This is a genomic window from Micromonospora sp. MH33 (assembly GCF_003013775.1).
In the GTDB taxonomy this organism is placed as follows: Bacteria; Actinomycetota; Actinomycetes; order Mycobacteriales; family Micromonosporaceae; genus Micromonospora; species Micromonospora fulviviridis.
Genome location: NZ_MUYZ01000556.1, coordinates 1 through 2204 on the forward strand (window position 1 = coordinate 1; position 2204 = coordinate 2204).

Below are 2204 nucleotides of genomic sequence, written 5' to 3' on the forward strand. Positions count from 1 at the left end.
GGCCGGCGACGCCCTGCGCGCCGAGCTGGCCGAGCGGGCCGCCCTCGCGGTGCGCCGGCTGGGCGGGGCCGGGCTGGAGGTCTCCGCCCCGGACGCGGCGGTGGTCTCGGTGACCGCTCCCGGTCCGGAGGCCGCGACCGCCTGGGCGGCCGACTGCCGGGACCGGGGCGTGGCGGTGGGCTGCTTCCGGCCGCCGTCCACCCCGGACAGCCGGTCCCGGCTCCGGCTGACGATCAGCGCGGGGGTCGACCGGGCCGACTTCGAACGGGCACTGGACGTGATCGTGGCGTGCGCACCGGTGAGCGCGAGGAGTGAGCCGGGTTTGCGAGCCCCGCAGTCGCGAACGAAGGAGGGGTCATGAGCAACGGCAACGGCTGGACCGGGCCGGTGCTGGTGACCGGCACGGACACCGAGGTGGGCAAGACCGTGGTGACCGCGGCGATCGCCGCCGCCGCGCAGGCCGCCGGGCTGCGGGTCGCGGTGGTCAAGCCCGGCCAGACGGGTACGGCCACCGGTGACCCCGGCGACGTCGACTCCGTGACCCGGCTGGCCGCCCCGCTCACCGGTCGGACCCTGGCCAGCTACCCGGATCCGCTCGCCCCGCTCGCCGCGGCCCGGGTCGCCGAGCTGGAGCCGCTGGAGCTCTACACCGCGGTCGACGCCATCCGCGAGGAGGCCGACAAGCACGACCTGGTGCTCGTCGAGGGGGCCGGCGGGCTGCTCGTACCCATGGGGCTGCGCCCGTCGGGCGAGCCCTGGACGGTGGCCGACCTGGCGGTGTCGCTGGGCGCGCCGGCCGTGGTGGTGGCCCGCGCCGGGCTGGGCACGCTGAACCACACGGCGCTGACCCTGGAGGCCCTGGAACGCCGGGCCATCCCGGCGGGCGTGGTGATCGGCGCCTGGCCGGCCGAGCCGGAGCTGGTGCACTGGCTCAACCTGTCCGACCTGGTGCCGAACCTGCTCGGCGCGGTGCCGACGGGCGCCGGCGGGATGGACCCGGGGGTGTTCCGCCGGTCCGCCCCGGGCTGGCTCACCCCGGCCCTCTACGGCGTCCTCGACGACTGGCGCGCCTGGGCCGAGGAGATCAGCTGAGCACCTGACTTTCGTCGGTGTCCGGCCCTTCCGGCCGTGGGTAGCCTGGCCGCCGTGGAACCGCAGCCAACCCCGCCGGCCGTCCGCCGCCGGGCCGGTGACCTGCTGCTCTGGGCCGTGGTCGCCGCCCCGGTGGCGTACGCCGGGCTCACCCCGCCCTGGCCGCGCCACGCCGTGCCGCTGCTGGCCGGCTCGCTGGCGCTGCTCGGCCTCGCGGTGGTGTTCGGCCGCCGGTGGCCCCTCGCGGCGCTGCTGGCGGTGGTGCTCGGCTCGCTGGTCGACGGCAACTTCGTCTTCGCGATCCCGGTGTTCAGCTACCTGGCCGGGCGGCGCAGCGCCGGCGCCGGCCGGGTGGCCGCCGGCTTCGCCGCCGTCGCGGTCGCCGGCACCGCGGTCAACCTCGGGCTGCTCGGCACCAATCCGGCCACCTGGTTCCTGCTCGCCTGGGTGCTGCTCTTCGCCGGGGTGTTCCCCTGGCTGCTCGGCCGGTTGCGCCGCCAGCAGCGGGCGCTCGCCGAGGCGGGGGCGCGGCACGCCGAGGCCGAGGAGCGGGAGCGGCGGGCCGCGGTGGAGCGGGTACGGCTGCGCGAGCGGGCCCGGATCGCCCAGGACATGCACGACTCGCTCGGGCACGACCTGAGCCTCATCGCGCTGCGCGCCGCCGCGCTGGAACTGGCCGCCGACCTGCCACCCGCGCACCGGGCGGCGGCCGGCGAACTGCGGGCCAGCGTGGCCACCGCCACCGAGCGGCTGCACGACGTCATCGGCGTGCTCCGCGAGGAGCGGTCCGGTTCGCTGCGGCCGGCCGGCGAGAGCGTCGAGGAGCTGGTCGACGGCGCGCGGGACGCCGGGATGGCGGTCGAGCTGCGGTCCGACCGCGATGCTGGCGACCTGCCGCCGCTGGTCGCGCACGCCGTGCACCGGGTGGTCCGCGAGGCGCTGACCAACGCCGCCCGGTACGCCCCCGGCGCGCCGGTGACCGTCAGCGTCGACCGGCGCGGCGGGGAGGTGGCCGTGTCGGTAGTCAACGGGCGGGCGCCGGCCGGCCCGCTGCCGGGCCCGTCCTCGCACGGCTCTGGCCTGCTGGCCCTGCGCGAGCGGGTCGGCCTCGC

Annotated in this window: 2 protein-coding genes and 1 pseudogene; all 3 read left to right on the top strand. The window is 77.9% G+C overall.

Annotated features, from left to right (window positions below):
- A pseudogene (locus tag B0E53_RS35735) lies at nucleotides 1-298 on the top strand (aminotransferase class I/II-fold pyridoxal phosphate-dependent enzyme); the annotation flags it as partial.
- A gap of 59 nt (nucleotides 299-357) precedes the next feature.
- On the top strand, nucleotides 358-1092 hold the full coding sequence (gene bioD, locus B0E53_RS35740) for a dethiobiotin synthase (protein WP_107079849.1): 735 nt from the start codon (nucleotides 358-360) through the stop codon (nucleotides 1090-1092).
- 54 nt (nucleotides 1093-1146) lie between these two features.
- On the top strand, nucleotides 1147-2204 hold a 1058-nt coding region (locus B0E53_RS35745), incomplete at its 3' end, for a histidine kinase (RefSeq protein WP_246835773.1).